Origin of the sequence: Paenibacillus arenilitoris (genome assembly GCF_014705655.1) — a bacterium.
Classification (GTDB): Bacteria; Bacillota; Bacilli; order Paenibacillales; family Paenibacillaceae; genus Pristimantibacillus; species Pristimantibacillus arenilitoris.
The window spans coordinates 1-20,586 of record NZ_JACXIY010000040.1 but is presented as its reverse complement, the minus strand read 5'-3'; the positions used below and the strand labels follow the sequence as shown (position 1 = coordinate 20,586).

Genomic DNA, 20,586 nt, shown 5'->3' with positions numbered 1-20,586 from the left:
TTTCGTTATTTTTAAGCGATTTCCTCGGCCTGACTATGAATAAGATGGCCGAGCAGGCTGGTCGGATCGGCCGCCAGCTGGCGGTAATCCCCTCGTTCGACGAGCTTTCCCTGGTCGATCACGATCACCTGGTCGGCATGGCGGATCGTCGATAACCGGTGCGCCACGACGATGATGGTCATCTTGCCCTTCAGGCGGTCGATCGCTTCCTGGATTTTTTTCTCGTTCTCCGTATCCAGAGCGCTCGTCGCTTCGTCTAGCACGAGGATCGCCGGCTTCCGGATGACGGCCCGAGCGAGAACGATCCGCTGCCGCTCGCCTCCGGACAGCCGTATGCCGCGGTCGCCGATGACCGTATCCAGCCCTTGCGGAAGCTTGCGCACAAAGTCGGAAGAGGCGGCGAACTCCAGCGCTTCCCACATCTCTTCTTCCGTCGCGTCCGGTTTGATGAGCAGCAAATTTTCCCTGATGCTGGCATTGAACAGGAACGGATCCTGCGCCACGTAGCTGATGGATTTGCGGTAAGCGAGCAGGTTTTCCTCGCCGACGGGCTGGCCGTCGATGCGGAGCTGGCCGTCTTCCGGCCGGATCATCCCCATGACGAGGTCGATCAGCGTGCTTTTTCCTGCGCCGGAAGGGCCGGCGATCGCGGTCATGCGATTCGCCGGGATATGGAGATGGATGTTCTGTAGCGTGAGGGCCGAATCGTTCTTGTTATAACGGAAAGAGACGTTGACGCAATCGATGCCTTGTTCCACGCGCATGGGGGAGACCGCGTCTCCGCCCGGCGCCTCCAATCGCTCCGCGGCTTGCCTGCAATCCTCCTGCAGCCGAAGCAGCCCTTTGCACGCCGGAGCCATGGACGCCAATTGCTCCAGGTTGGACTGAATGCTCGTGAACCGCGGCCACAATCTGGCGAATATGGCCGTGATCGTCAGCAGCTGCAAGCTCTGCGTATGGAACAGCTTGTACGAGATGAAGAGGAAGACCGCGATCAGCACGGCGGACGACATTTTGTAGATCAGCTGGGAACTGGACCGAAGCCGGATATAGGCCAGCTGCTCGGCCGCCATCCCGTCGGTCAAGCCGTCAAGCCAGCGCAGCCGGGAGCGCTCCAGCGTATTGCTCTTGACGTCCTTGATTCCGTTCAGTTGATCGGTAATGCCGGCAAGATAGCTTTGCGACAGCTTCGAGGTTTGGCTGCCGAGCCGCTTCGCCCGCTTAATGAATCTTCTGGAGAACAACCCGAGCACGATGCCGCTGGCGAGCACGAATAACGTCAAGCCCGGCGACAGCCAGAAGGCTAGACCGATTTGAATAAGCGTGAAGACGATCGAGGCCGTAAGCTGGAGGAAGAGGCTGACGGCGCCGAGAACGCGGGCCAATTCGATCGTGAGGAGGTTGATCAGATCCGACGATCGCTTCTTCAGGAAGAAGGGCCAGCTTGCGGCAAGCAGCGCTTGGTACGTTTCTAGCCGCAGCGCCTTCCCGAATTTCTGCTGCAGCGCCACGCTTTGCACAGCGACGTGTCGCTGGACGAGGCTTTGACCGAACATAATGGCGATATAGGCGCCCAAAATGATCAGAAGCGCCGTCGTCGGGGGGATATTGTCCAGCACATCGGATATCCAGGAGAAATAGCCTGCTCCCATGTCCATGCTGACGATTCCGATCAGGCTGAGCAGCGGGATTAGCAGTAAGATGCTGACGCTGTCCAGGAAGCTGGAGACGACCATCCCGAACAGGTTGACGTACAGGGCCGTGCCCGAGACGGCTCGCAGCCGCTTCATATAATGAAAGATGGATGCCATGATTCTCTCCTTATGCCGCCAAAGGACGGCGGAACCTTCACGATTGGCCGCGTGCCCTTTTGGCGAATTTCTCGACGACGACGAAGCGGCTCATGACGTCCGCGCCCGTTACGTACAAGGGCCCGCTGCGCAGCCAGGCATGGGCGATCAGCCGTCCCCGCTCGTCTTTGGCCGTACCGAGGTACAGAGTGCTGTCGATGGCCCGCCGCTCCAGCATCTTCATGCCGGCAATCGCTTTGACGAGGCATTTGCTCTCCCAGAGCGTATGGCGGCTGACCGCTTCCAACGCATTCGAAATTTGCTTCAGAAGGCGCAAGTGCTCCGCCGTCTGCTGGGTCGAGGTTTCCTCGGTTCTGGTTCCGAGCGCGGGAGCGAGCCTTGCGAACGGACGCCGCATGAGAAGACGAGCCCAGCCTAAATAAACGAAAGCCTCGAAGAACAAGAGCAAGGTGCGGCGATCAAGCGCGAAGAGCAGCCGAATGTTCCGGACGGACAACGATCAGACCTTCTTTCCGCAAATGTTCCAGAAAAGAGATGACATGACGCTCGCATACGTCGCGTTCCACGTCGAATTCCTTCAGCAGCTCATCGATCAGCGTGCCGGCCGTGACGGGGCTGACTAGCAAATCCCAGATACGGCCGCCAACGGCCCCGAGATTGTAATAATTGCCGTTGCGCACGCTCAACATCACCTTCTCGCCGCCCATGTCGCTGACGATGTTTTGTTCGCATGCCGTAATAAGATCGGACAAAACGATTTTTTCGGCGTTCGCCATTTCAATCTGCCTCCTAATGAATGGTTTCCAGCAAGCCGTCGGCCAGCGCGTGGGCGCTGAAGCCGGAGGATGCCCTCTTGATGCGGTACATGTCGATCCGGTTCACGAATCGGGCCAGCGTGCCGAAGTGCCACTCCATTAACCCTAACCGGTCGATCAGAAAACCGCGGAATGTATGGTTAAGCAACGTATGGAATCGTTCAAGCCCGTTGATTGCCTTCATCGTCGCAGTCGTTTCCGTTTTTATCAATTCGTAGACGCCGGCCAGAGGCAGCGGTTCGTTGCAAAACTTGGCGGGAACCGGCACGGCGAATTTCGTCTCCCTGTCATAGAGGGGCGTTAAGTGCGCGGAGCTCATGCCGAGACGGTCGATCGACTCCTGCCACATTTTTTGCTGGGGATAGGCCGGCATGACCATGGGCGTACCATCGGCTGCCAACGTTACCGCGATCAAGTCGTCGCTTAATAGCGAACAGCCTCTTCCGAGCAAGGTCGAAGCGAGCGTCGACTTCCCGGCGCCGGATGCGCCCGCGATGACGTACGCCTTCCCTCTGATCGCGACGGCGCTGCCGTGCAGAGGGAGGATTTGCCGCTGCATCAGGACGATGCCCATGCACGTGCCGAGGACGAACAAGCGGATCTTATCTTCGCTTGCGCCTTCGCAAGGGGAGAAGAGGATCGAATCGCCGTCGACGCAGAAAATCGCGGTGTCCGGTATCCGGAACAGAACCTGCCGGCCGACCAGGGCGATCGATTCTTTGACCGGCTCGTACTCCGCCCACATGGCGGAAAGGTCGCTCTTTTTCACGTTGACGGGCACCATGCCCAAGTAAGCAGGCGAATCGGATCGCGTAAGCTCGGGCAGCGGCATTTCGCTTTCGATACGCAAGCCAAATGCGCAGTAATCGGTAAGGCTATCGGTCCTTGGCAGGATCATCACTTCCATTCGTTCGTGAGGCTATTTTGGGGAAGGTGCCCCTATACTTTGACATATAAGGGCATCTGTCTTCTAAGTATGAAAATATTCGAACGGCGATTAGCTTTCGTGGTGAATGATCTCTGTAGGGTCCGGCTGAACGGCGTCAGGGATATCTACGCCTGGACCCGCCATCGTTTGATTCACGTCAAGCACTTCCAACGTCGGTTGCAGCCATGCTTTCTTTTGCATACTATCACCTCCTTTCAAGCGAATTTTTTCATGAACCGGTAGAAGATCAGGCTTCGCATCAGCATTCGGAATTCGGCCGCGAATATCCATTCGGGACGTGGTTCCCGCTGGATTTTGTTCAAAGATTCCGTCAGCTCGGCCACGTTCAAATATTCCGAAACGGCCGGATCCTTCAGCAGCTGCCGGAACTCGCCGACGAGACTCGGCCAGGACGACGCCAAGCGATGGACGCCGTCGGCACCCTGCACGCCGCGAACCTTCTGGTTCAGCCGGATGCTGTCGGGCAAGTAATCGCGCGTCGATCTGCGAATAAGGTTGCGGTCGAGGCCGTTCTGGACGAACTGATCCTCGGGCACCGACAAGCAGAAGCGGATGACGCGCAGATCGTTGGTGGCGTCGCGTTCCCAAAGCGCGTTCCGGAGCGATTGCTTGCACCCGACCGTTCCGGTAATCGTCCAGTAGAAGAGCTTCTCGAACTGTTTTTTTCGAATTTCGTATACGTTCTGCAAGCTGTTTCCGAAAAAGTCGAACCCGTGATCGAGAAGCCTGCCGTGCACGTTCGTCCGCTCTGCGAACGCCGGGTTGATCAGCTTGGAGATGCCGGGCTGCTCCTTCGGGCCGAACAGCCGCGCGACTTGAGGGAACGCTTTTTTGCCGACGATCGGGAAGACCCGCGACTTTTTGACGCCGAGATTGCTCGTATACAGGCTAAATTCCTGATAGAAACGAAGCCATTTGAATCTTCGCAGCAGATCGGCCTGGTAATCGAGGGCGGGCCCCCACGAAATGCTCCAGTTCCCCCGGCTGCCGCTGAGCAGGACGCCGACGCCTTCCTCGTTCGCTTTCTGATAGATTCCCTTTAACCAATACGAATTCTCGTAAAATTTGTAGGGCGACTCCATCAGCTCCAGCCAATCGTCGACTTCCGTGTACGGGTTCATCTCGGGGAAATCGAAATACTGGTCATGGATGTTGCCGACATGGCGTACGGTGGACTCGATGTTCTGCCGCTCGTTGGCCACTCTGCTCTTAGGCGTCCAATCCTGAAAATCGTCGAGCGGCACGTAGCTGTACGTATGCAGCCGCTTGTTCTCTTCGCGCAATGCCTTGGCGGCAAAGCTGACCACGGAGCCGGAATCGAGACCGCCGCTCAGGTACGCGCCGACCTTGCGATGCGTGCGAAGCCTTGCCGTCACGGCCGTCCGGAACACGTCCCGGAACGCCTCCTCGTAATCGCCGTTGGACTTCAGCTTCAGCTTCTCCTCGGGAAGGACCGTGCAGTATCTCGTAAATTTCACCTCGCCGTCCGCGACCGTCACGGAGTGGGCGGGAGGAATTTGACCGATCGACCGGTATGCCGTCGTAAACAGATCCACGCATTCGGTCGTGGTCGGGATGGCCAAAAATTCGGACAGCCATTGTTCGTTGATTCCTTTATCCACCCCGGGAATGAGGAGGAGAGGGCGGATGGCCGTGCTGAAGGCGAACAGCTCGCGCGTCCGGGCGAAATAAAGGGTACGGTTCCCGGAAAAATCCCTCGCACCGAACAGCGCGCGATTCCGCTCATCCCAGATGAAGAAGGCGAAATCGCCGATAAAATGCACAGGCGCGTCCGTTCCCCATTTCCGGTAAGCGAGCACGATTAAGGCGCTGTCCGTCATGCCGCTTCTCTCGGACGGATTTACCTGCAGCTTCTCGAACAACTCTTCGCGGTTATCGAGGATCGCATCCGCCGTAATGGCGAGGCCGCGCTCGGCGTCGTAATGCGGAAGCCGTTCATGAACCGATTCCGGCGTAATCCACTGGGCGCGGCAGCCGAGGAACACGTCCGCGTCCTGCCAGGTAAGCGCGTAATCGGCGGGGTATTGCCGCAGAGCCTGCATCACCCGCTCGCCCAGCTCGGGGGGCACGGGTTCGTGATTGAAGCGATGAATTCCGACGATTGCGCTCATAAGATCCTCCAGCCATGATGGAATGCGTGCGACGTTGTTCTTTTTTAAGAACATCTAAAGCTAACGGTGCCGTTCCGAAAATATATTGAACATTATTATATTTTCTAATAAAAATATTGAGCGCTATGACATGTTTTCGCTCTCAAATTGTTCTTTATTAAGAACTTACTCATAGGTTACCATCTTCGCCGAATCATTGTCAACAGATTAGTTGTGATGGGCATTCCGATTGACTATACTGGGTCATAGGGCGCTTACGGGCGCCAGGAAAGGGGGAAGGCGATGTTAGTTGCAGCCATCGCGGTCGGAGTCGTTCTCGTTTATCTATTTTTTATCCTTCCTACGCAGTGGCTGAAGGTGGAGAAGATCCGCCATCCGTCCGGAATCAACAAGCGCATTCTGCAAATCAGCGATCTTCACGTCGACCGGCTGCGCATCAGCGCGAGAACGATCGGAAAGGTGATCGAAGAGACCCGGCCCGATTACATTTTCATGACGGGCGACTATACGTACAAGACGAGCTATTTGCCGCGGGCGAACGATTACTTCAAAGTCATCGCGGGCTACGGCGTTCCCGTATACGCGGTACTCGGCAATCATGATTACGAGCTTCCGAGGCTAAGCCGGCTGCTGGATTTATTGCAGACGAACGGGATACGCCTGCTTCGCAACGAGTGCGTGCCGCTGCCGGAGTTCGACTTGGTCGGCATCGACGATTTCGGAACCGGGCACAGCAAGCTCCGGCCGGCTTTCCGTGGCGCGGACGGACGGAAGCCGATCGTCGTCATGACGCACGACCCTAACGTTGTTCTCGCGATCAAGCGTCCGTACCATTATTTGATGGCCGGCCATCTTCACGGGAAACAATTGAACGTGCCTTTCTTCTTCAAGCTCAAGCCGAAGGGCCCGCTAGCCGATAGAGGCATTTACAAAGGACTGCACAAGAGCGGGGAAGGCTATTATTATATTTCCAAAGGAATCGGCCAGGCGGGCGTCAATGCGAGATTCATGGTAAGAAGCGAGCTCACGGTCCATGATTTGTAAAGTGACAATCGCCTCGTTCGCTGGTATGATGCATACTTATCCAAGTAACCTTATGCGAATATTGCTGTCGGCGTACTGCCGTACATACGGAGGCTTCCTTCTTGCGATGGGAGTCTCTTTTTTGATGCCCGCCGGGCGTCAATCGATTTCGCGCATATTCCAGCGGCTGCCGTGTAAAAATAGTATTGACAGAAAAGAATCGACGATGATATATTGGTCCAACAAAGTATAGTAATCGCATCGGAATTATAATTAATTGATTTTCCGGGTTACTTTTACATCCACGAAGCCTAAGAAAGGGTGCATGCGCAATGGAAAACAATTTATTGTCGGCGATCGAATTAAACGGGATCAGCTTGCTCGTATCGGCCGTTCTGCTCGGAGGGTTGTATTATTTAGCGAAGAAACGGGTGGGCTTCGGCACGCGAGTGCTTATCGCGCTCGGACTCGGCCTTGTCGCAGGCATTATTTTTAACAACTTCAAGCTCGAAACCGAAGGCGTGGGCACGATCGGCTCGATTTATATCAATCTGATCCGGATGATCGTCATTCCGCTCGTGTTCGTGCTTGTCATCAACAGCATCATCTCGATTACGAATATCGAGTTTTTGCGCAAGCTCAGCCTGAAGACGATCGGCTGGTTCCTCGCGACGACCGGCGTCGCGGCCGTCATCGGCCTCGTCGTCGCCTCGCTCATTAATCCGGGCGCCGGGTTCGAGCTGACGAAGCCGGAAAACTTCGAAGCCCGCGAAGTGCCGAGCTTCTTCGAGGTTATTTTGGACCAGGTGCCGTCCAATCCGATTCAGGACGCCGCGGAAGGAAGGGTCGTGCCGATTCTGATCTTCGCCTTGTTCATCGCGGTCGCCATCGTGAAGGTCGGCGCGAAGAAGCCGGACGCGGTGCAGGCGGTCAAGGCGTTCGTTCAATCCGCGACGGAAATTATGCACCAGGTCGTCAAATTCGTTCTGCGCTTCACGCCATACGGCGTCTATGCCCTGATCGCGGTCATGGCCGCGCGCTATGGCTGGGAGACGCTGGAGCCGCTCGCGATGCTGATCCTTGTCAGCTATATCGCGCTCATTCTTCACTTCGTTTTCGTATTCGGCGGATTGGTCTCCTTCGTCGCGAAAGTGAATCCGCTGCGCTTCTTCAGAAAAGCTTACCCGACGGTGGCAGTTGCGTTCACGACGCGAAGCAGCTTCGCTACGCTGCCGATTAATCTCGAGGTCATCACGAAACGGCTTCGCGTCTCTCCGAAGATCGCCAGCTTCGTAGCGCCGCTCGGCGCCACGATGAACTTCAACGGCTGCGGAGGCGTATGGCCGGCCGTCGTATCCGTATTCGTCTCGCAGGTGTACGGCATTTCGCTTTCGGCAACGGATTACGTATTGATCGTCCTCGTCAGCGTCATTTCATCGATCGGCGTCGCCGGCGTGCCGGGCCCGGCTTCGATCTCGACGACGGTCGTATTGACGGCGATCGGCCTGCCGCTCGAAGGCATCGCGCTCGTCGTGGCCGTGGAATCGCTCATCGACATGGGCCGTACGGCGGTCAACGCGACCGGCACGACGGTAACGGCGCTACTGGTGGCGGATTCCGAAGGGGAGTTCGACCGCGAATCGTTCAACCGGGGCGAAGAGGATGAGATGGAGCTTAATCCCGCATAATTTCACGAACCGCTGGAAAAAAGCCCTTGGCCGGCACGCAGATGCGTACGGCCAAGGGCTTTGCGGTTTTAAGGTTCGTCGTGGACTTCAGGGTATACTTCGTCATAGTCGTCTTCGCCCGGATAATCGCGCGGCAGGCCGGCATGCAGGCTGCGATTCTCGTAATCGAGATTGGTTAGCGACCGCTGGCCGAACCGCCATGGCTTGCTTTTGCCCAGCGTCTCCACCGGCATTCCGGAGCCGTATGGCCCTTCCGGAAATTCCTCCGGAATGAGCTCGCTGCGCTGCGATTCTACTGTCGATACGTCTGATTCCGGCGGGCGATCCTCGCTAGTAAAACGATCCATCGGCAGACTCCTCCCGAAATGGTAGTTGGTTACCGTTTCAGTGTGCCCCGATTAATCGGTAAAATGCACCGTTCCGACGACGAAATACAAAAATTGCGTAAGCTCGGCCGCTTCTTCCTCCGTCAGCTTGTACGTATATTCGAGGTAGCCCTCTTCCTCCAAATCATCGGGGCCGATGATCGCGGTTTTGCCGGATTGCAGATCGGTAACGAGCTTTTTGCCGTAGAATCGGTTCGTGGTCGTCACGGCAAGGTCAAACCGCTTCAGGCTCGGGCCGATGAACGTGACGAAACGGGTCGACGTTTGTTCGGTCGAGTCGGACATAAAATCAAAATCGGGCAATAGCATATCGGTCAGCCTCCACATTTATAATGTACTAACATTATACAACAAGCGGTAAACAAAATGCTTGTCAGGCACGAATCGTTATGATAGCATTAAGACAATCGAATCATTGAACGAACGAGGAAGCACCTCTTCTGCCGCGGCGGAAGGGGTGCTTTTTTGCGTTGTCAGGCATCAGCCCGCAGGCGAGCGCGGCCCCGCCGTTCATGCATTCGCGACTAATTCAGCCGATGGAGGATGAGGTAAACATGCAAATCGTTTTTTTGAACACCTTCGAGAAAGCGGGAGAAGAAAGCCGGGTATCGAGCGCGCAGCTGTCGATCTGCGAGCGTCAGGGACAATGGGCGGTGCTATGGATGGAGAGAGACGGGGAGGCGGAAAATCCGCAAACCTGGTTTGAAGGGACGTCCTGGGAAGAGATGATGACCGCCTTCCGTCACGGGATCGCCAAGGTGATGGGCGAGGGTTACGCACCGATCATCGACGGGATGCTGGACGAGAGACGAACGGGCGCAGGCAGCTTCCAGTCGATGCTGCAATGCTACGGCGAGCTGCACGCCGATCCCGAGCTGTTCCAGACGCTCAGGGAATGGCGCCGCGGCAAGGCATCCGCCGAGAAACGCTCCGCCTATTTGATCGCGACGAACCGGCTGCTGTGGATGATCAGCGCATTCGTGCCCAGGACGGAGGAGGAGCTCGCGCAAATTCCGGGCTGGGGCAGCGCGAAGCTCGCCGCGTACGGTCAGGAGCTGCTCGCTGTTACGGCCGGCGCGCAGAGGACGACCGGATTCCCTCTGCAATGGGTGGAGGACAAGCTCGATCCCGCCGCTTACACCGCCTGGTTGTTCAAGCAGAAGGAGCTCAAGTACAAGGTCCAGATGGACCGCCAGCAGGCGAAGCGGCAAATTTTGTCGGCGGTGCAGCGCGGAGGCACGCTGGAGCAGCTCGAAGCCGAGCTGTCCATGCCGCGCCGCGAGTTGATGGACCGGATCGAGCAGCTGGAGCGGGAGGGCTACGATTTCGAGCCGCTCATCGCCAGGGAGCTGAACGGAGTGCCGGAAGAGGAGCAGCGGCTTGTCTGGGATACGCTGTCGCTCGTCGGCGACAAATATTTAAAGCCGGTGCTGCAGCAAGTGTACGGTTCGGCCGAGGCTACCGAGCCGGGCAAGCCGGTCGACGCGCTCTACGAGCGGCTTCGCCTGATCAGGCTCCGCTACCGCAGGACACAATCGGGCAAAGCCGTCTGATCCGCTCCTTCATCGATGGGCGGTACGCCTTGCCGAGCGCGATCCCGGCCTCGCGAACGCTTCCGCCCAGGCGATCCGACCGTTATTCGGACGGCGCTTCCGTCATGCCCGGCTGGTCCGGCCAGATCGTGTCGGCATAGCGGATGCGGGCGCCGGAATCGCAATCGAGGCCGGTCTCGTACGAACGGTTGCCGATTAAACCGGCTGCCTGCTCGCGAAGCAGCCGGACGCCGGTCCGGTCCTCCTTCGTAGGCTGCGGATTCTCGTAAGCCCGCAGCCATACGAGAACGGAGCGGATGACCTCCGCCGCGTCGTCCACCGCCCGGTCCCATAGCGTCCATGCGCTTTCGCGGCGGTATGCGCCGGAATCGACGGGGTCGATCCATGGCTGCTCCGAGTCGTTCATGACGTCGTAAGGGATGACCCCCCGTTTGTAGACGAACGGTTCGATCCGGCCGAAGGTCAGCTTGCGCCGAAGGCCGGTAGGGTCGTGGAACAGGCGCTGCGCGGCCGTGAAGTCCCGGTTGGCCCGGTTCCAATCCTCGCGGGAAATGAGCGGGGCAAGCTCCGAATAATAAGCTTCCGTCACGGACTCAAATGCATCGATGACCGGCGCCGGGAAGGCGCCGTTCGTGTCGATATGTTTCCAAACCGCTGTCTTCCACGTTTCGATCCCCCACAACTGGCGCGCGACTAACGTATCCATCATGATTTCGAAGCGCTGATGGTCCCATTTGCGAAATCCGGATTTGCTGAACACGTACGGATGCATGTTCCGATCGAGGATATGATGCAGGACGAAGCCGAGCGCGTACAGGACGGACGGGTCGGGATCCTTCGGGCATGCCCGCCGGCCGCCGACGCAATCGAGCATCTCGACGAGCGCCGGTCCGCAATGCCGATTGTGCATCTCCGTGCCCATACGGTTCAGCGCGGCGCTCTTCTGCCAAGGCAGGAAACGGTCATAGAACAAAAAGTCCGGCCCCTGGCAGCCCAGGTTAAACATGTTTTTTTGCTCGTCGGTCCGAAGCATCGACGCCTCTCCGATCTGCTCCAGCACGAGCTGCCCGAATATGAGATGAGCCCAGACGTTAGGCATAGAAGCGTATCCTCCCAATTGCGCAAAATTCAATACATTTTGTTGCGATAAATCTAGTTCCGAAGAATGAGAACATTTTTTTATAGTATACTTGTCCTAGTTAATTAAGTATAATAGAAATTAAACAAGACATAGCACGAATTTTGTCGAGAAGGAGCGTATCCTCGTTATGAAGGCAGAATATATTAACCCGTTTCTTGAATCCGCCAAAATCGTGATCGAACAGGTCGTGCAGATCCGGCCTGCGACCGGGGAACTCGGTCTTAAGGACATCAAGTTTGTAGAGAACTACATATGGATTCAAATTGGGCTCAACGGACAAATGAACGGCGACATTGTATTCGGGCTTAGCGAGCAGGTAGCTCTAAAGATGGTTTCGGCCATGATGGGCGGCTTCGTCATTTCCGAAATCGATGAAATCGGCAGAAGCGCGATTTCCGAGCTCGGCAACATGATCAGCGGAAATGCCAGCACCATGCTGTACAACCAGGGCGTAAGGGTGGACATTACGCCGCCGAAGGTGATTCAATCCGCCCAGTCCGCAGGCTTCTCGGCCCAGAAAGCATTGACGATTCCGCTTATTATGGACGGCATCGGCGAGCTGGACATCCAAGTTTTAGTTGCATCGTAGCACAGAACGGGCTCCCAGGGGGAGCTTTTTTTTTGCGTATGCGACTTCGATCAAGTAAACTAATGGGTGGGTGATGCGGGATGTTGGAAGGGAAAATCGTCTTTATTTCCGGCGCATCGAGCGGAATCGGCGCGCTCGCGGCGGTCAGGCTGGCCGAACGCGGCGCGATACCGGTGCTGACCGGACGCAATATAAGCAAGCTTAATGATATCGCCGCTACGATAAAAGGAGATTGCTCCGTCTTCCGGATGGACGTAACCGACAACGAGCAGGTGAAGCAAACGGTGGAAGCCGCCGCTTTGAAGCACGGCAGGATCGACATTTTGCTGAACAACGCCGGATACGGGAAGTTCGAGTATTTTACGGAGATGCCCGTGGAAAGCTTTGAGAAGATGATGGATACCAATTACATGGGAACGGTGCGCTGCACGAAGGCCGTCATTCCCCATATGCTGGAGCGTGGGAGCGGGCAGATCGTCAACATCGCGTCGATGGCCGGCAAGATCGGTTCCGCGAAATCGACGGCGTATACCGCGACGAAGCATGCGGTGCTCGGCTTCACCAACTCGCTGCGGATGGAGCTGAGAGGGACGGGCATTCACGTATCGGCGGTCAATCCGGGGCCGATCGACACGCCTTTCTTCTCGTTGGCTGATCCGACCGGGGCGTACGTGAAAAACGTGAGCTGGTTCATGATGAAGCCGGAATACGTCGTGAAATCGATCATCCGGGTCATGGAGAGGCGCAAGGACGAGGTCGATTTGCCGAAGACGGCTTCGGTCGGCATTAAGCTGTATCACTTGCTGCCGCGCGCGGCGGACCGCTGGTTCGGCGGTTGGTTGAATCGAAAATAACGGTTGGATTAAGAGAGGGTTACACGATGAGTACATACACTTGGAATGAAATCGGCGTCGACGAGCGGCTTATCCGCAAGCTGGAGGCAAACGGAATCGCGAAGCCGACGGACGTGCAGGCGGAGACGATCCCGGTCCTGCTCGGCGGCAGCGACGTATCGGCGAGATCGCAGACCGGAACGGGCAAGACGCTCGCGTACCTGCTGCCGCTGCTGCAGAAGCTGAATCCGCGCTCCGGCGCGGTGCAAGGGGTTATCCTCGCCCCTACGCAAGAGCTTGCGATGCAGATCGTGCGCGTGGCGGAAACGTACGGGGAGGCGCTCGGCATTCGCGTGCAGCAGCTCATCGGAGGCGCGGCTCTGAAGCGTCAGGTGGAGAAGCTGAAGCTCCGCCCCCAGCTCGTCATCGGCACGCCGGGACGGATTCACGAGCTGCTGAAGCTGCGCAAGCTGAAGCTGAGCGAAGTGACGGGCGTCGTCATCGACGAAGCCGATCAAGTGTTCCAGCTCGGCTCGACGAAAGAGGTGGAAGCGATTCTGTTCGCGATGGGGCGGGAGAGGCAGATCGCTTTTTTCTCCGCGACTTACCCGGACCAGATGGCGAGATTCGAAGGGCGGTGGATGAATGATCCGCAGCGCATTCAAATTACGCCCGAGCATCGCGTGTCGGAGACGATCGACAACTTTTACGTCGTCTGCGACAAACGGGACAAGACGGACACGGCGAGGCGGCTGATCCGGCTGCTTGATCCGAAATCCGCGCTGCTGTTTCTGGCCGACACGGACAACATCGCGAACTGGGAAGCGAAGCTGGCCTATGAAGGCTTCACCGTCGAGACGCTGTACGGCGACGCGGACAAGCAGCGCCGCGCCGCGACGCTGGCCCGCTTCCGCGACGGCCGCTGCCAGCTTCTGCTCGCGACGGATGTCGCCGCCCGCGGGATCGACATCGAGGGGCTGCCGCTCGTCATTCAGCTGGACCCGGCCGCCGATGCGGACCATTACGTCCACCGTGCCGGAAGGACGGGCAGGATGGGGCGCGCCGGAACGGTCGTGTCGATCGTCACGCCGCAGGAGAAGTTCATCATGGAGAAGTTCCGCAAGCAGCTCGGAATCGAGCTGACCGAGCGGACGATGTTCAGAGGCAAGCTGCTGAACGAAGAGGAGCTGCGCGAGGCAACGCGGCCCGGCGCGCTTCGACCGGAAGCGAGACCCGTCATCCGCAAGGGAGAAGCGTCTGCGAGAACGAAGAGAACCGGGGAAGCCGCGGACGCGAAGCCGGCCGTTGCTGCGACGCATGCGAAGAAGCCTGCGGCGAGGCCCGTGCAGACGAAAGCATCGGCCAAGGCGAAGCGGAAGAGCGAAGGCAAGAACAAGGGCGCTCCGAAATGGCTTAAGGCGAAGCGGGAAGCCGAAAAAGAACAATAAAAATTTTTTTTAGGGAAGCCACCCTCTTAAATCGAACAGCCTCTCCCGAAACGTATGGGCGTAGGTTACGAAGCGGAAATTTCCGCCAATCGATCAAAGGAGAGTGGCTTTCTTGACGAAACAAACGATGTGGAAGAAGACGGCAATATCCTCGCTGGCGCTGCTGATGCTTGCGGGCGGAGCGACCTCGGCATTCGCGGACGGCGGAAAAGGAAACAGAGGCCATCACGACGACGATGACCGCGACGACGATCGATACGAAGAAAGAGATGACCGGGATGACGATAACTATAAAGTAACGTGGAAATTCGAAGACGAGAAGGAATTGAAATGGGCGCTCGAATACATCATGCGCTTGGCGTCGAAGGGCGTATTCACCGGCTATAACGACGGCACGTTCAAGCCGAACCAGAAGATCAGCCGGATCGAGACGCTCGTGGCGGCCGTCAGGCTGATGGGGCTTCGCGCGCAGGCCGAATCCGCGGCCGAGATGAACACCGAGCTGCAATTCCGCGACGCCGACAAGCTCGAGCGCAAATATCCTTGGGCCGTAGGCTACGTGTCGGTTGCGCTGGAGAACGACCTGTTCGCCGAAACGGAGACGGAAGTAAATCCGGAGGAGAACGCGACAAGGCTATGGTCGACCATCCTGTTAATTAAAGCGCTTAAATTGGAAGACGAAGCGAAGGCGCTGAACAATACGAAGCTGGACTTCAAGGACGCCGATCAAATTCCGGCGGGCTCCGTCGGCTACGTCGCTCTCGCGCTTCAGAAAGGCATCATTACCGGTTACGAGGACAAGAGAGGCAAAACGTTCCGTCCGAACCAGCCGGTAACCCGCGCGGAGCTGGCCGCGCTGCTCGACCGCACCGACACGGAAATGCCGGACCATGACGCGCAGGCGATCTCGGGCAAGCTGAAAGCGGCTGCGAGCGGCGGCAAAATTACGGTCGTGAAAGCCGACAACTCCGAGGTAACGCTCGGTCTGGACGCGAACGTATTTATTTTCCGCGACGACAAGAAGGCGGCCGTCAGCGCGCTGAAAGCCGGCGACGAAGTGCTCGTCCGCACGTATCAGAATAAAGTCGTCTTTATCGAGGTCACGAAGCCGGCGCCGGTCGTTGCGGCGTTCAACGAACTGGGCATTGTCAATACGATCACGTATACCGATAATTCGCAAGGGAAGCTTGCGACGATCTCGATCGCGCGGATCGAAAATGGGGAAACGGTCGTTTTCATCTATAACGTCGATGCGAGCGTAGCGGTGATCGGCAATGACGATCTGCTTAAGCAAGGTCAGCTTGTCCAGCTGAAAGGCGAGAACGGTACGGTTAAAGAGATCAGGATCATATAAGGAACGAAGAAGAAAGCATCACCGCGCGGTGATGCTTTTTTTTGATATTCCGCTCGCAATTCGTTATGCTGATACTTAGCGCAAGTTAATTATCGATAGCGAAGGTGAACGGATGGACCCGATTTTATATGTACACGACTTAACAGGCGGCTACAGCCCCAAGAGGCCCGTGCTGCATCGCATTTCCTTTCACGTGAAAGCGGGGGAGATGGTAGGGCTGATCGGCCTTAACGGCGCGGGCAAGAGCACGACCATCAAGCATATTCTCGGACTGATGAAGCCCCAGTCGGGCGAGGTAAAGGTAGGGGGCGTCGAGCTGGAGGAGGATACAGAGAAGTACCGTTCCTCCTTCGCGTACGTGCCGGAGACGCCGGTGCTCTTCGACGAGCTTACGGTGGAGGAGCATTTGCGCCTCACGGGCATGGCTTACAACGTAACGGACAACGCGGATGGCGAGCGCGGGGAGGCGCTGCTGGAGCAGTTCCAGATGACGCCGAAGCGGAGGGCGTTCGCTTCGCACTTGTCCAAGGGGATGAAGCAGAAGGTGATGATCATGAACGCGCTGCTTGCCGAGCCGCCATTGTATATCATCGACGAGCCGTTCCTCGGGCTCGATCCGCTCGGCATCCGTTCGTTGCTGGACCGTCTCGTCGAGGTGAAGCGGAAGGGGGCGGCGATCTTGATGAGCTCGCATATCCTTTCCACGGTGGAGGCCTATTGCGACCGGTTCATCGTCATGCATCACGGTAAGATCGTTGCCCAAGGCACCCTCGACGAGGTCAGGCGGGCAGCAGGCATGGAGCAGCGCGGCGGCACGCTGGAGGAAGCGTTCTACAGGCTCGTTGCCGGGGGGAACGCGTAATGGGCGGCGAGCTTAGGCTTGAAGCGATTTGGAGCCGCCGGGCCAGAGCGTTCCGCGAAGAAATCGTTCCGTATATCCGCTACATGGCCCAAAGCGGCTTTACCGCATTCCTTTCACTTATCTTCATTTCCTCTTCCATCGGTTACGTTACGCTGATCCGCGATTTGCCGTCCGGCTTCCCGATCGCGGCGGTCGGCGTCGCCGCGCTGGCGCCCGTCTTGTGCTGGAGCCCGCTGCGCACCTGGCTTGCGCCCGCCGACACCGTCTTCATGATGCCGCGCGAAGCGGATATGGCCGGTTATTTGCGGCGCTCCGTCCGCCATACGGCGGTCTTCGGCGCGCTGCTCGCCGCGCTCGTGCTGCTGCTTTATTTGCCGATTTACAATCAGGGTCCCGCGCTTGCTTCGGGATGGCTGCTCGCGATTCTGGCTGCCGGATTGAAAGCGGCGAATACGTGGGGCGCTTGGCGGGAGCGCCGGATGGCATGGCCCGGGATGAGAAGGGGGATGCGCCTGCTTCGCTGGGGGCTGACCGCGCTTGTCCTGGCGGCATGGCTGACCCGGGAGGGTTGGCAAGCCGCCGTCTTCACCGCGCTGATCGGCTTGCTGTTCGCGCTCGTCCACCGGTTTCCCGCGCGGCATCGGTTTCCTTGGGAGCGGCTGATCCAGGAGGAGGCGCGCACGCGGAATCGTTATTACGCCTTCTTCGGCCTCTTCATCGACGTCCCGACGCTGCCGGCCGCGGTCGCGAAGCGCTCCTATTTGGCCTGGCTGCTCCGCGCCGTGCCGAACGCAAACCGGTATACGTACGTTTACCTGTATACGGCGTCGTTCATCCGCGCGGAGATCGGCGGCATCGTCATCCGGCTGCTTCTGCTTGCTTGTCTCGTCGTCTATTGGCTGGCGGACGCCGCCTCGTTGTCCGGCTGGGGCGCCGCGGCCGCATACGGCTTATTCCTCGCCGTGCTGGCCGTCCAAGCCGGCGGTCTCCGCCACGTTCACCGGCATTCGATCTGGAAGCATGTCTATCCGCTGCCGGACAAGCGGCGCATCGAGCAATATTTGAAGGTAGACCGCGTCGTCGTCACCGTCTGCGCGATCGTCGCGTGGCTGTTTGCGGCGATCCCGCTCGCGATGGCTTCGATCTATGCGCCTTCGATTTCGGCCGCGGCGGGAGCCGGCGTCTATATTGCACTCCGCCCGTCGCGGATGCGCAGAAGATTGCTGCTCGACGAGGAGGAAGGCGAATAAGCCGCCGGCTGCTTCCGAAGCCCGGCGGCATAACCAAAATACCCCCAAACGCATCGCCGCCGCATTAAGGCGCATGACGTTCAGGGGTATTTGACGATTGCGGGCGTCTTCTCTTACTTCGTCAGCAGATCGTTCACCGCTTTGAAAATCGTATCGAACAGCTCTTCCAAATACGGCTCTTCGATGCAGGAGAAGGCGACGCGGAGATCGGTCTCGCCGAGCGCGATCGTGCCGATGCCGTATTCGTCCAGCAGGCGTACCCGCACGGCTTCGGCCGATACGCCGTTCAGCTTCAGGCACATGAAGTAGCCGGAGTTGAACGGATAGTACGTCCATGCGTTTTCGTATCGGCCGCTGTCCAGAAGCGATTTGACGCGGTTCGCGCGTCCTTTCATGATGTCGTATTTCTCCGCCTTCTGGGCGTCGAAATCGGGCGACGTCAGCGCGTGCAGCACGAACGTCTGCGACGGATGCGGGCCGCTCGAGATGGTGGCGCGGATAATGCCGAGCGTCTTCTGCTCCAGTGCGGCGAGCGCCGCCGCCGAATCGGAGGCGTAAGTGATGAAGCCGACGCGGAAGCCCCATACGTACTCTTCCTTCGTCGCGCCGTCGACCTTCACGGCGAGCACGCGAGGGTGTACGTCGGAGAGCTTGGCGAACAGCGATTCGTGCAGCGAGTCCTCGAAGAACAGGCCGAAGTAGGCGTCATCGGTCACGGCGACGACGTTGATGCCGGCTTCGGCGGCGTCCCGGATCGCGGCGACGATCTCGTTGCCCTCCTGCGGCCCCGGCGTGTAGCCCGTCGGGTTGTTCGGGAAGTTCAGGACGACGATCGCCTTGCCCTTGTCCTTCTGCGCCAGCAGCGCTTCGCGAAGGCCCTCGCTGTTAAACTTCGTCCGTTCGTTGTAAAGCGGGTATTCCACGATCTCAGCGCCGCGGCGGACGCCGAAGGTCAGCTCGTAGTTTTCCCAGTTTTTGTCCGGGATCACGACGGCGTCGCCCGCATCGGCGAACAGGTCGGCCACGATGCTGAGGCCGTGCGTGAGCGCGTTCGTCACGATCGGATTGCCGAAGCCTTTCCCTTCGAGCGCCGGATTGTCCTTGATCATCTTGGCGCGCCAAGCGCTGCGGAGCTCCGGCTTGCCGGCCGGCGGCGCGTATTCGTATATGTCTTTCGGATTGTAAGCGGAAAGCGTCTCTTGAATGACCTTAAGGTGCATCGGCTGACCGCCTTCTGTCGCGATTCCGATCGTAGCGTTAAATTTCGATGCTTTCGTCTTCGCTTCCGCGGATTGGCTGAGAATGCCCTCCTTCGGGAAATAAATCGCTTTGCCGAGGGACGACAACATCGCGTAGACGTACGGATTTTCCGTTCGAAGCGTCTCGTTTAACTGCTGGGCAAGTGGGTTCATGGACTTCATTCCATCCTTCCGAAATCATTCTCGAGAAATGAGTATTTGTCGGGTGCTATTATAACATTTTTTAAGCGCCGCAAACCATTCTCAAACCAAATTTTTTCGTAACTTCGGGACGGCTTGCGCAAAACTTTGCCGCTGTTGTATGATGACGGCATAGAATGACACGGGAGGAACGCCCAATGCTGCACATTTCGCCCGAGTCGCTCATCCTGACCCCCTATTTCGCCAAAATCGTGTGCGAGCCGGGCTGGAGATGGGCCAGACGCGAGAAGCCGATACCCAATTACGATTTATTCTATGTATGGAGCGGCGAAGGGGAAGTAGAAGTGAACGGCGGCCACTATAAGGTCGGTCCGGGCAGCTGTTTCCTGTTCCGGCCGGGCGACTATACGAGCGCCACGCATAATCCTCAGCGACCGCTTGTGCTGTCCTATATCCATTTTGCCGTCGATGGGCCGATCGACGAGGTGCCTGGCCGCTACAGGCAGATGAACGATACCGTCGATTTCGAATACATGCTGTCCCGCTACGTGAGGCTGTTTCTCGTGCAGACGTACGGGGCGGAGGAAGAGGCCCGGCTCATCCTGAAGCAGCTGCTTATCCACTTGCTGCGCGAGGATACCCAGCTGCCCGTCGAGAAGAAGGCAAGCAACCAGCTGACGGAGGCAATCCACGAAGTCGCCAACTTCGTCCGGCAAAATCCGAGCATCGCGCACCGCGTCGAGGATTTGGCGATGCGCGCCCAGCTGTCGCCGCGCTACTTCTCGATGAAGTTCAAGGAGCTGATCGGCATGTCGGTGCAGACCTACATGATCCGCACCCGGATCGAGCGGGCGCAGCATCTGCTTATGCATGCGGGCATGAACGTCACGGAAGTGGCGGACGCGCTCGGCTACCGCGACATCTTCTTCTTCAGCCGCCAGTTCAAGCAATATACGGGCCGAAGCCCTTCGGAAATCCGGTAAATCGCATCGGATCTTATTTTTTGACCTGTTTTGTCACGGGGCCGCCTTATGAGCCCAATTCCCGCCGGCTGCGGACGGTCAATCCGTTTCCGGCTTCACTGTTCGGGCTTGAGTTTCAAAAATTGAAACTAAACGCGAAAGAAGGCGGCGAACGAGGAAATTAGATTCAAAATTTGACATTATTCCGGCAAATATCGAATGGAATGGCTTGAATCGTATCGATTAATTTCAAATACCGATACTAAATCGTGAGGGAATAGGATGAAGAGCGAATTGGTTTCATTTTTTGCACTAGCCATGCGACAAACCTAACATGATCTGAAAGTTTTCCTTTTCAAAAACAAAAAAGTTCCCTATTGTGAGAGTATG

General features: G+C 57.7%; 20 protein-coding genes. 10 read left to right on the top strand and 10 right to left on the bottom strand.

Annotated elements, in window-relative coordinates; all coding sequences use genetic code 11:
• Nucleotides 1-11: 11 nt before the first annotated feature.
• From IDH41_RS25950 to IDH41_RS25925, 6 genes are all read right to left on the bottom strand, one after another.
• Entirely contained in the window at nt 12-1,811 is a 1,800-nt protein-coding gene (locus tag IDH41_RS25950; RefSeq protein WP_190866358.1) for an ABC transporter ATP-binding protein, read from the bottom strand.
• A gap of 37 nt (nt 1,812-1,848) precedes the next feature.
• On the bottom strand, nt 1,849-2,307 hold the full coding sequence (locus tag IDH41_RS25945; RefSeq protein WP_190866356.1) for a lasso peptide biosynthesis B2 protein: 459 nt from the start codon (nt 2,305-2,307) through the stop codon (nt 1,849-1,851).
• On the bottom strand, nt 2,270-2,587 hold the full coding sequence (locus tag IDH41_RS25940; RefSeq protein WP_190866354.1) for a lasso peptide biosynthesis PqqD family chaperone: 318 nt from the start codon (nt 2,585-2,587) through the stop codon (nt 2,270-2,272). The genes IDH41_RS25945 and IDH41_RS25940 overlap by 38 nt, the downstream gene beginning before the upstream one ends.
• A gap of 13 nt (nt 2,588-2,600) precedes the next feature.
• Complete coding sequence (locus IDH41_RS25935) at nt 2,601-3,524, bottom strand: HPr kinase/phosphorylase (RefSeq protein WP_190866353.1); 924 nt, start codon at nt 3,522-3,524, stop codon at nt 2,601-2,603.
• Nucleotides 3,525-3,623: 99 nt separating this feature from the next.
• The gene (locus IDH41_RS25930; RefSeq protein WP_190866352.1) at nt 3,624-3,755 is read right to left on the bottom strand and encodes a paeninodin family lasso peptide; all 132 of its coding nucleotides are present in this window, start codon (nt 3,753-3,755) and stop codon (nt 3,624-3,626) included.
• 14 nt (nt 3,756-3,769) lie between these two features.
• Nucleotides 3,770-5,707: an asparagine synthase-related protein gene (locus tag IDH41_RS25925; RefSeq protein WP_190866351.1), complete on the bottom strand. Its 1,938-nt coding sequence runs from the start codon at nt 5,705-5,707 to the stop codon at nt 3,770-3,772.
• Between the two features lie 282 nt (nt 5,708-5,989).
• Between IDH41_RS25925 and IDH41_RS25920 the strand changes: the two genes are divergently transcribed.
• Nucleotides 5,990-6,751, top strand: coding sequence for a metallophosphoesterase (locus tag IDH41_RS25920; RefSeq protein WP_190866350.1), 762 nt, complete (start codon nt 5,990-5,992; stop codon nt 6,749-6,751).
• A gap of 311 nt (nt 6,752-7,062) precedes the next feature.
• A complete protein-coding gene (locus IDH41_RS25915) occupies nt 7,063-8,418 on the top strand; it encodes a dicarboxylate/amino acid:cation symporter (RefSeq protein ID WP_190866349.1) in 1,356 nt (451 codons plus the stop codon).
• A 68-nt stretch (nt 8,419-8,486) separates the two neighbouring features.
• Here IDH41_RS25915 and IDH41_RS25910 read toward each other — a convergent pair whose 3' ends face one another.
• On the bottom strand, nt 8,487-8,765 hold the full coding sequence (locus IDH41_RS25910) for a hypothetical protein (RefSeq protein ID WP_190866348.1): 279 nt from the start codon (nt 8,763-8,765) through the stop codon (nt 8,487-8,489).
• 51 nt (nt 8,766-8,816) lie between these two features.
• Nucleotides 8,817-9,113, bottom strand: coding sequence for a DUF3055 domain-containing protein (locus IDH41_RS25905; protein ID WP_190866347.1), 297 nt, complete (start codon nt 9,111-9,113; stop codon nt 8,817-8,819).
• 245 nt (nt 9,114-9,358) lie between these two features.
• Here IDH41_RS25905 and IDH41_RS25900 point away from each other — a divergent pair, with 245 nt between their 5' ends.
• A complete protein-coding gene (locus IDH41_RS25900) occupies nt 9,359-10,357 on the top strand; it encodes an HRDC domain-containing protein (protein ID WP_190866345.1) in 999 nt (332 codons plus the stop codon).
• An 82-nt stretch (nt 10,358-10,439) separates the two neighbouring features.
• Here the strand turns inward: IDH41_RS25900 and IDH41_RS25895 are convergent, their stop codons facing one another.
• Nucleotides 10,440-11,456 (bottom strand): zinc dependent phospholipase C family protein, encoded by a 1,017-nt coding sequence (locus IDH41_RS25895; RefSeq protein WP_190866343.1) that lies wholly within the window; start codon nt 11,454-11,456, stop codon nt 10,440-10,442.
• 169 nt (nt 11,457-11,625) lie between these two features.
• Here IDH41_RS25895 and IDH41_RS25890 point away from each other — a divergent pair, with 169 nt between their 5' ends.
• The 6 genes from IDH41_RS25890 (at nt 11,626) to IDH41_RS25865 (ending at nt 17,834) form a co-directional block, all read left to right on the top strand.
• On the top strand, nt 11,626-12,087 hold the full coding sequence (locus tag IDH41_RS25890; protein ID WP_190866341.1) for a chemotaxis protein CheX: 462 nt from the start codon (nt 11,626-11,628) through the stop codon (nt 12,085-12,087).
• Nucleotides 12,088-12,167: 80 nt separating this feature from the next.
• Nucleotides 12,168-12,941, top strand: a complete 774-nt coding sequence (locus tag IDH41_RS25885) for an SDR family NAD(P)-dependent oxidoreductase (protein ID WP_190866339.1) — start codon at nt 12,168-12,170, stop codon at nt 12,939-12,941.
• 26 nt (nt 12,942-12,967) lie between these two features.
• Nucleotides 12,968-14,368 carry a DEAD/DEAH box helicase gene (locus tag IDH41_RS25880; protein WP_190866337.1) on the top strand — a complete coding sequence of 467 codons (1,401 nt, stop codon included), beginning with the start codon at nt 12,968-12,970 and terminating at the stop codon, nt 14,366-14,368.
• 112 nt (nt 14,369-14,480) lie between these two features.
• Entirely contained in the window at nt 14,481-15,722 is a 1,242-nt protein-coding gene (locus IDH41_RS25875; RefSeq protein ID WP_223830073.1) for an S-layer homology domain-containing protein, read from the top strand.
• Between the two features lie 112 nt (nt 15,723-15,834).
• Nucleotides 15,835-16,584: an ABC transporter ATP-binding protein gene (locus tag IDH41_RS25870; RefSeq protein WP_190866335.1), complete on the top strand. Its 750-nt coding sequence runs from the start codon at nt 15,835-15,837 to the stop codon at nt 16,582-16,584.
• Entirely contained in the window at nt 16,584-17,834 is a 1,251-nt protein-coding gene (locus IDH41_RS25865; protein ID WP_190866333.1) for an ABC transporter permease, read from the top strand. The genes IDH41_RS25870 and IDH41_RS25865 overlap by 1 nt, the downstream gene beginning before the upstream one ends.
• 113 nt (nt 17,835-17,947) lie before the next feature.
• Here IDH41_RS25865 and IDH41_RS25860 read toward each other — a convergent pair whose 3' ends face one another.
• Nucleotides 17,948-19,246: an aminotransferase class I/II-fold pyridoxal phosphate-dependent enzyme gene (locus IDH41_RS25860; protein ID WP_190866331.1), complete on the bottom strand. Its 1,299-nt coding sequence runs from the start codon at nt 19,244-19,246 to the stop codon at nt 17,948-17,950.
• A 185-nt stretch (nt 19,247-19,431) separates the two neighbouring features.
• Between IDH41_RS25860 and IDH41_RS25855 the strand changes: the two genes are divergently transcribed.
• On the top strand, nt 19,432-20,217 hold the full coding sequence (locus IDH41_RS25855; protein ID WP_190866329.1) for a helix-turn-helix domain-containing protein: 786 nt from the start codon (nt 19,432-19,434) through the stop codon (nt 20,215-20,217).
• Nucleotides 20,218-20,586: the final 369 nt, after the last annotated feature.

Excerpts from the sequence above, each read along its gene's own strand:
- IDH41_RS25950 (WP_190866358.1), bottom strand. The coding sequence starts at position 1,811 with ATGGCATCCATCTTTCATTATATGAAGCGGCTGCGAGCCGTCTCGGGC.
- IDH41_RS25940 (WP_190866354.1), bottom strand. The coding sequence starts at position 2,587 with ATGGCGAACGCCGAAAAAATCGTTTTGTCCGATCTTATTACGGCATGC.
- IDH41_RS25935 (WP_190866353.1), bottom strand. The coding sequence starts at position 3,524 with ATGATCCTGCCAAGGACCGATAGCCTTACCGATTACTGCGCATTTGGC.
- IDH41_RS25930 (WP_190866352.1), bottom strand. The coding sequence starts at position 3,755 with ATGCAAAAGAAAGCATGGCTGCAACCGACGTTGGAAGTGCTTGACGTG.
- IDH41_RS25925 (WP_190866351.1), bottom strand. The coding sequence starts at position 5,707 with ATGAGCGCAATCGTCGGAATTCATCGCTTCAATCACGAACCCGTGCCC.
- IDH41_RS25920 (WP_190866350.1), top strand. The coding sequence starts at position 5,990 with ATGTTAGTTGCAGCCATCGCGGTCGGAGTCGTTCTCGTTTATCTATTT.
- IDH41_RS25915 (WP_190866349.1), top strand. The coding sequence starts at position 7,063 with ATGGAAAACAATTTATTGTCGGCGATCGAATTAAACGGGATCAGCTTG.
- IDH41_RS25910 (WP_190866348.1), bottom strand. The coding sequence starts at position 8,765 with ATGGATCGTTTTACTAGCGAGGATCGCCCGCCGGAATCAGACGTATCG.
- IDH41_RS25905 (WP_190866347.1), bottom strand. The coding sequence starts at position 9,113 with ATGCTATTGCCCGATTTTGATTTTATGTCCGACTCGACCGAACAAACG.
- IDH41_RS25900 (WP_190866345.1), top strand. The coding sequence starts at position 9,359 with ATGCAAATCGTTTTTTTGAACACCTTCGAGAAAGCGGGAGAAGAAAGC.
- IDH41_RS25895 (WP_190866343.1), bottom strand. The coding sequence starts at position 11,456 with ATGCCTAACGTCTGGGCTCATCTCATATTCGGGCAGCTCGTGCTGGAG.
- IDH41_RS25890 (WP_190866341.1), top strand. The coding sequence starts at position 11,626 with ATGAAGGCAGAATATATTAACCCGTTTCTTGAATCCGCCAAAATCGTG.
- IDH41_RS25885 (WP_190866339.1), top strand. The coding sequence starts at position 12,168 with ATGTTGGAAGGGAAAATCGTCTTTATTTCCGGCGCATCGAGCGGAATC.
- IDH41_RS25880 (WP_190866337.1), top strand. The coding sequence starts at position 12,968 with ATGAGTACATACACTTGGAATGAAATCGGCGTCGACGAGCGGCTTATC.
- IDH41_RS25870 (WP_190866335.1), top strand. The coding sequence starts at position 15,835 with ATGGACCCGATTTTATATGTACACGACTTAACAGGCGGCTACAGCCCC.
- IDH41_RS25865 (WP_190866333.1), top strand. The coding sequence starts at position 16,584 with ATGGGCGGCGAGCTTAGGCTTGAAGCGATTTGGAGCCGCCGGGCCAGA.
- IDH41_RS25860 (WP_190866331.1), bottom strand. The coding sequence starts at position 19,246 with ATGAACCCACTTGCCCAGCAGTTAAACGAGACGCTTCGAACGGAAAAT.
- IDH41_RS25855 (WP_190866329.1), top strand. The coding sequence starts at position 19,432 with ATGCTGCACATTTCGCCCGAGTCGCTCATCCTGACCCCCTATTTCGCC.